This is a genomic window from Streptomyces sp. NPDC097619 (assembly GCF_040302735.1).
Classification (GTDB): Bacteria; Actinomycetota; Actinomycetes; order Streptomycetales; family Streptomycetaceae; genus Streptomyces.
The window spans coordinates 1-6,296 of sequence record NZ_JBEOSD010000263.1; the positions used below are offsets into that span (position 1 = coordinate 1).

At 76.2% G+C, this 6,296-nt stretch carries 6 protein-coding genes; 3 read left to right on the plus strand and 3 right to left on the minus strand.

From position 1 onward, the window contains the following. The coding region (locus tag ABTZ17_RS35780) for an SNF2 helicase-associated domain-containing protein (protein ID WP_352199990.1) at nucleotides 1–1,767 on the minus strand (1,767 nt) is incomplete at its 3' end. A 256-nt stretch (nucleotides 1,768–2,023) separates the two neighbouring features. On the opposite strand from ABTZ17_RS35780, the gene ABTZ17_RS35785 reads away from it, so the two are divergent. Then, entirely contained in the window at nucleotides 2,024–2,566 is a 543-nt protein-coding gene (locus tag ABTZ17_RS35785) for an MOSC domain-containing protein (RefSeq protein WP_352199991.1), read from the plus strand. A gap of 71 nt (nucleotides 2,567–2,637) precedes the next feature. On the opposite strand, the gene ABTZ17_RS35790 is transcribed toward ABTZ17_RS35785, so the two are convergent. After that, nucleotides 2,638–3,417, minus strand: coding sequence for a hypothetical protein (locus ABTZ17_RS35790; RefSeq protein WP_352199995.1), 780 nt, complete (start codon nucleotides 3,415–3,417; stop codon nucleotides 2,638–2,640). 294 nt (nucleotides 3,418–3,711) lie between these two features. Between ABTZ17_RS35790 and ABTZ17_RS35795 the strand changes: the two genes are divergently transcribed. Continuing rightward, nucleotides 3,712–4,611 (plus strand): oxygenase MpaB family protein, encoded by a 900-nt coding sequence (locus ABTZ17_RS35795; protein ID WP_352199992.1) that lies wholly within the window; start codon nucleotides 3,712–3,714, stop codon nucleotides 4,609–4,611. 32 nt (nucleotides 4,612–4,643) lie between these two features. Here ABTZ17_RS35795 and ABTZ17_RS35800 read toward each other — a convergent pair whose 3' ends face one another. Continuing rightward, entirely contained in the window at nucleotides 4,644–5,249 is a 606-nt protein-coding gene (locus tag ABTZ17_RS35800; RefSeq protein WP_352199993.1) for a class I SAM-dependent methyltransferase, read from the minus strand. 150 nt (nucleotides 5,250–5,399) lie between these two features. Here ABTZ17_RS35800 and ABTZ17_RS35805 point away from each other — a divergent pair, with 150 nt between their 5' ends. Next, nucleotides 5,400–6,209, plus strand: a complete 810-nt coding sequence (locus tag ABTZ17_RS35805; RefSeq protein ID WP_352199994.1) for an MHYT domain-containing protein — start codon at nucleotides 5,400–5,402, stop codon at nucleotides 6,207–6,209. Nucleotides 6,210–6,296 lie beyond the last annotated feature (87 nt).

The window sequence follows — 6,296 nt, forward strand, 5'->3', positions numbered from 1 at the left end:
GTCCTGGGCTCTGTGCAGGTGCAGGGCGATCAGGGTGACGGTCTTGCCCAGCCCCATGTCGTCGGCGAGGCAACCGCCCAGCCCGAGGGAGGTCAGCCGGACCAGCCACTCCAGGCCGCGGAGCTGGTAGTCGCGCAGGGTGGCGGCCAGCCCCGGAGGTGCGGGCACCGGTGCCGCGCCGGCGGCGTCCGGGTCCGTGAGCCGGGCCCGAAGCCGTTCGAGGGCCCCGGCCGCGCGGACCTCCACCGTGGCCCCGTCCACCTCGGCGGAGCCGGTCAGGGCCGCGGACAGGGCCTCCGCCGGGGTGAGCTTGCGCTCCTGGCGGGAGCGGGCCCGGCGGGCCTCGGCCGGGTCCACCAGCACCCAGCCGTCCCGGAGCCGGACCAGCGGCCGCTTGGACTCGGCGAGCCGGTCGAGTTCGGCCCGGGTCAGCTCCCGCCCTCCCAGCGCGAACCGCCAGTCGAAGGAGAACAGGGCCCCCGGGGCCAGGAAGGAGGTCGGTCCCACGGCGCCCCCGTCGGCGCCCGCGTCCCCCGGACCGTCCCCGAGCGGGCCACCCCGCCGATCGTTCCCCCCGTCCTCGGACCCGTCCCCGTCGGCCGGTTCCCCGACCACGGCGCGCGCCGTCAGCCGTCGGGCGAGGGCGGGCGGCCACACCACCGGAACGCCCTCGGCGGCCAGGGCGCGTTCCCCAGCGCCCAGCAGTTCGGCCACCTCCTCGTCGGCCAGCTCGACGGAGTCCGGCACGGCCGCCGTGAGCAGCGGGGCCAGCGGCGGCCAGGCCCGGGCCGCCCGGCGCAGGGCCAGGAGGGCGTCCATCCGGGCCCGGGCGGGGAAACCGGGGTGCCCGCCGGCCCACACCTCGGCGGCATCGGCCACGTCCTCGGGTCCGGCCGGGCCCTGGAGCCGGAGCACGACCCGGAAGGCCCCGACCGGGACGGCGCCGGTGGCGAGGGTCCCGGGGCCGTCCTCCCCCTCGGGTTCCGCCGCCGGTACGGGCACCTCCACGCGCAGCGAGATCCGCACGCCCGCGTCGTGCACGCCGGCCACGTCCTCCGCCCAGGCCCGGTGCGCGGGCACCCGGCGCGGGGCGGACGCGGCGAAGGCCGGACCCCCCGCGGCGGCCTCGGCCGCCGGACTGCGCGGCAGGGTGTCGGCGACCGCGTCCAGGAAGGACCGCAGCAGCTCCTCGGGGTCCGGGAGCAGCAGCGGGCCGGGGCCGGGAACGGGCACGCAGTGGGCGTCCGGCGGCATGGCGGCGGCCAGTTCACGGATCCGCCGCAGCTCCTCCGCCCCGAAGGGCCCGGCGCGCCAGGAGTCGTGGTCCGTGGCCGTCAGCCCCGGCAGCAGCAGCCCGCGCGCCGTGAACTCCAGCGCGAGCAGGGCCGCGGCACCCCAGAAGGCCGCCGGGGTCCCGGCGAGGGCCGGCTCCTCCTCGGCCGCCGCGCGGGCCCGGGTCAGCAGCGGCAGTGCGGCGCCGACGGGCAGCAGCAGCACGGACACCGTCTCGGGGACGAGCTCCGAGGAGAGCACCTCCAGCTCCGCGAGCGCCCCGCCGTCGGGAACCAGCGGCCCCGGCCCGCCGGGGCCGAGGAGTCCCGGGCCGAGGAGGGGGCCCAGGGGACCGGCGTACGGGACGGCGTCCGGGGCGAGCCCGCGCGGGGCCTCGCCCTCGGGGAACCACAGGGCGAACCGGCTCGCCCGGGCGGGGTCACCGGGCAGGAAGACGACGGAGCAGTCGATGACGTCCGAGATCTCTTCGCGCACGGATTCCTCATACTTGACTACCGGGGGTCAGGGCGGCCGAGGGTACCCCACCCCGAGCGCCGCCCGCGCACGACCCGGCCGGAGGCGACCCTTCCGTCACGCGGGCCCCGTACGCCACCGCCCGTCACGCCTCGGCAGGGTCCTGACCTCGCCGGACACCCCCCGGACGTCCTCCCGTAGGGTCGGGCCGCGGGGGCCGAGGCCGGCGGTCCGGCCGACCCCGCCCCACCGGACGACAAGGAAGGATCCCGGTTCCATGACCGGTTCCGTCACCGCGGTCAGCAGCGACGCCGAGCACGGCTTCAGCAAGACCGGCCGACCCCGCATCACCCTTCTGGAAGGGCTCGGGGTGGCGGGGGACGCGCACGCGGGGGTGACGGTCCGCCACCGTTCCCGGGTGGCCCAGGACCCCACGCAGCCCAACCTCCGTCAGGTCCACCTGATCCACGGAGAGCTCTTCGACGAACTGGCCGCGGCCGGATTCGAGGTGGCCCCCGGTGGGCTCGGGGAGAACGTCACCACCCGCGGGCTGGACCTGCTCGGCCTGTCCCGTGGCACCCTGCTGCACCTCGGCCCGGAGGCCGTCGTGGAGGTCACCGGGCTGCGCAACCCCTGCCTGCAGATCGACGCCTTCCGGGAGGGCCTGCTCAAGCAGGTCGTCGGCCGGGACACCGAGGGCCGCGTCGTCCGCAAGGCCGGGATCATGGGCGTGGTCCGCCGGGGCGGCACCGTCCACCCCGGCGACGAGATCGAGGTCGAGGCCCCGGAGGGCCCGCACGTCCCGCTCGAACGGGTCTGACCGGCCCGCCCGGGGAGGCCGGGATCACCGGCGGACGGACCCGTCAGGGCCGGCCCGCCGGGTACGGCCCGTCAGGCCGGCCGGACCGCGATCCGGTCCAGGGCCTCCAACAGCAGCGGCAGTTCGGCGCCCCGGCCCACCGGACGGACCTGGCCGGGCTCCTCGTCCAGCAGCACGAAGGCCATGTCGTCGGTGCGCGCCACCAGGGACCAACCGGGCCCGTCCACGCGCAGGATCCGTGCCTCGCCGCCCGCGAAGGCCGACCGGACCCGGCCGGGCGGCGGCGGGCCCTCGGTGGTGTACGCCCGGGCCTCGTCGAGGGCCCGCCGCACCCCCGGGTGGGAGGGCGGCGCGGACGGTGCGTCCGGACCGGACGCGGCCCCCGGGCCGGCGCCGTCCGTGAACCGCGCCCGCCACTCGGCCCACTGGAGGGCGATCTCGTCCGCGCCCGTCCGGCGCTGCGCCGGCCCCCACACGTCGCCGCGGGGCGGCTGGAGCGGCACCCGGCCGGTGCCGTCGGCGCCCTGCTCGGGATCGTGCGGAGCGGGGACGTCCGGGGCGGCCACGGCCAGGTCCACCGGCCAGCCCGCCAGGGAGACCACCACCGTGCGCTCGTCCGGGGAGAGGTCGTACTCCATGCCGCAGTCCCACGAGGCGATGGCGACGGCGACCAGCGACACGTCGTCGACGACCACCGTCCAGCGGGCGCCCTCCTCGTCCTGACCCAGCACCAGCCCGTATCCGGCGGGCCCCGGCTCCAGGCCGAGGAACCGGCAGGCGGCCGGGTAGTCGTCCCCGAGGACGGCGGGGAACCGCGCCGGGGTCAGCAGCAGGGCCGAGAGCACGTACAGCGAACCGTCGGCCTCCTCCGCCCCCGCCCCCTCGCCGGCCCCGGTCCCCGGGCCGGTCGGCGCCGTCCCGACCGCCGTGCCGAGCGCCTCGGCGCCCTCGTCCGTCCCGGTCACGTGCCCTCCCCATCGCTGCTCGTCGGCGCACCTTAACCAGCCGGTAGCTTCACCGTCGAGACCCGGCCGGGAACGAATTCCGGCCGGTCGGACCACACTGCGCCATCACCCGTGCGGGAGGCCCCGAAGCCGCCTACCGGCACGTAGAGTTGGGCCGGCGTCACGGAAAGGGGCCGGCGGGTGCACCGGTACGACAGGCTCAAGGAGATCCTCCGGCTCGATCCGGAGAAGGACTTCCTCACCATCTACCGCATGAGCGCGACCCTGGAATTCCCCTGGGACCACACCAGGGCCCTGGAGCTCGCGCTGTTCCGCACCTACGCGGTCCCCTCCATCGGCCGCCTCCTGGCGGAGACCGCCGAATTCGGCACCAGACCCCAGAAACGGTACGACGACACCTCGCTGCTCCTGGACGCCGTCATCGAGCACGGCTTCGACAGCGACACGGGGCGCACCGCGATCCGCCGGATCAACCGGATGCACCGCAGCTACGACATCTCCGACGCGGACATGCGCTACGTGCTCTCCACCTTCGTGGTGGTCCCGGCGCGGTGGCTGGACGCCTACGGCTGGCGCCGGCTCTCCGGCCACGAACGGGAGGCGTCGGCCCGCTACTACGCCACCCTGGGCCGGCACATGGGCATCCCGGACGTCCCCGAGGGCTTCGCCGCGTACGAGCGCTGCCTGGACGCCTACGAGGCCGAACACTTCGGCTGGGACCCGGGCGGCCGCGCGGTCGCCGACTCCACCATCGACCTGATGGCCTCCTGGTACCCGGAACGGCTCGCCCCGTTGGTGCGCGGCACCAGCCTGGCCCTGCTCGACGGGCCGTTGCTGGACGCCTTCCGGTACGCCCCGCCCCCGCCCGCGGTGCGGAGCCTGGTCCGCGGCGCGCTCCGGCTGCGCGGACGCGCCGTGCGGCTGCTGCCGCCCCGGCGCACCCCGCACTTCGGCCGGCAGAACCGCGAGGTCAAGGGATACCGGGACGGCTACGAGGTGGCCGAGTTGGGCACCTTCCCGGTGCCCGGCCTCGCCGGCTGCCCGGTCCCGCGCCCACCCGGCGGGGACGTCCACGAGTGACGCGTCCCCCCTCCCGTGACGGCGCGGAGGGGTCAGGCCGAGGGCTCGTGCACGGCCAAGGCCAGGAAGTGCGTGTCCTCGTCCGCGTACGAGGTCAGTCGCCAGCCGGACGCGGCCAGCAGGGGGCGCAGATTGTGCTCCGCGCGCAGGTCCGAGGGGCTCAGCTCACGACCCTGCCGGGCGGCGAGGGCCCGGCGCCCGATGGCGTGGAAGAGCGCGAGCCGCCCGCCAGGCCGCACCACCCGGGCCAGTTCGGCCAGGTCCCGGGCCGGATCGGGCAGATGGGCCACCAGACCGGCGGCGAACACCGCGTCGAGGGAGCCGTCGCCCAGCGGCAGCCGGGCCACGTCTCCGCGCAGCAGCGTCGCGGCCCCCTCCCGGGCCGCGCCCGCGGCGGCCGTCAGCATCTGCGGGGTCAGGTCCAGCCCGAGGACGGTCCCGCCGGGGCCCACCGCCGCACGCAGGTGCGGCAGGGCCCGACCGGTCCCGCAGCCCGCGTCCAGCACTCGGTCGCCGGGCCGTAGCCCCGTCGCGGCCACACCGGCGGCGAACCGGGGACCGTCGTCGGGGAACCGGCGGTCCCAGTCCGCGGCCCGGGACCCGAAGAACTCCTGCACGTGCGTGTGGTCTTCGCTCATGGGCCCATGATCCCCCACCCACGATCCATGCAGACGGTGTGCTCGATGCCACCGCGGGTGATCGCACGCGAACGTATCTGCGTCATATTCCATCAGCTTTCGAAATGCGCCCCGTGTTCGTCCCCTCACCCGGACTAGCGTCCCGGGGCCATGGGACACCTGGACCACGCGGCCTACGGCTGGCTGACCCCCCTGCTGTCATACGTGATGGCATCCATCGGCGCGGCCCTCGGTCTGCGCTGCACCGTCCGCGCGCTCGCCGCGACCGGACGCTCCCGGCGGAACTGGCTCCTCACCGCCGCCTCCGCCCTCGGCACCGGCATCTGGACCATGCACTTCGTGGCGATGCTCGGCTTCAGCGTCACCGGCACCGAGATCCACTACAACGTGCCGCTGACCCTGCTCAGCCTGGTCGTCGCCATGGGCGTGGTCGGTGCCGGGATCTTCGCCGTCGGCTACGGCCGGGACCGCGGCCGGTCCCTGGTCCTCGGCGGGCTCACCACCGGGCTCGGCGTCGCCAGCATGCACTACCTCGGCATGGCGGCCCTGCGGCTGCACGGCACCGTCGACTACGACCCGCTGCTCGCCGGCCTCTCCGTGGCCATCGCCGTGATCGCCGCCACCGCGGCCCTCTGGGCCGCCCTCAACATCCGCTCGCCCGCCGCGGTCGCCGTCGCCTCCCTGGTGATGGGCGCCGCGGTGAGCAGCATGCACTACACGGGGATGGCGGCGGTCGGGGTCGAGGTCACCCCCTCCGTCGAGGCCCTCCCCGGGGCCACGGCCATGCAGTTCATCTTCCCGCTCGCGGTCGGGCTCGGCTCCTACCTCTTCCTCACCTCGGCCTTCGTGGCCCTCTCCCCGGCCGCCGGCGCGCGCGGCCCGGCGGCCCGGACCGGAGCCGCCCGCCCCACCGTCCGCCTCCGCCCCGCCGCCACCCCCCGACCCCGGCCCTCCGGCTAGGTCGTGTCTTTCGGATCTTGCCGGTCAGGCCCGCGGCGTCTGGTGCCACTGCACTCGCTGCGCTCGCTCCGTCTCGGCTCTTTGATC

What these genes read in the sequence shown, in the direction of transcription:
- ABTZ17_RS35785 (WP_352199991.1), top strand. Translation starts at nt 2,024, where the DNA reads ATGACCGGTTCCGTCACCGCGGTCAGCAGCGACGCCGAGCACGGCTTC.
- ABTZ17_RS35800 (WP_352199993.1), bottom strand. Translation starts at nt 5,249, where the DNA reads ATGAGCGAAGACCACACGCACGTGCAGGAGTTCTTCGGGTCCCGGGCC.
- ABTZ17_RS35805 (WP_352199994.1), top strand. Translation starts at nt 5,400, where the DNA reads ATGGGACACCTGGACCACGCGGCCTACGGCTGGCTGACCCCCCTGCTG.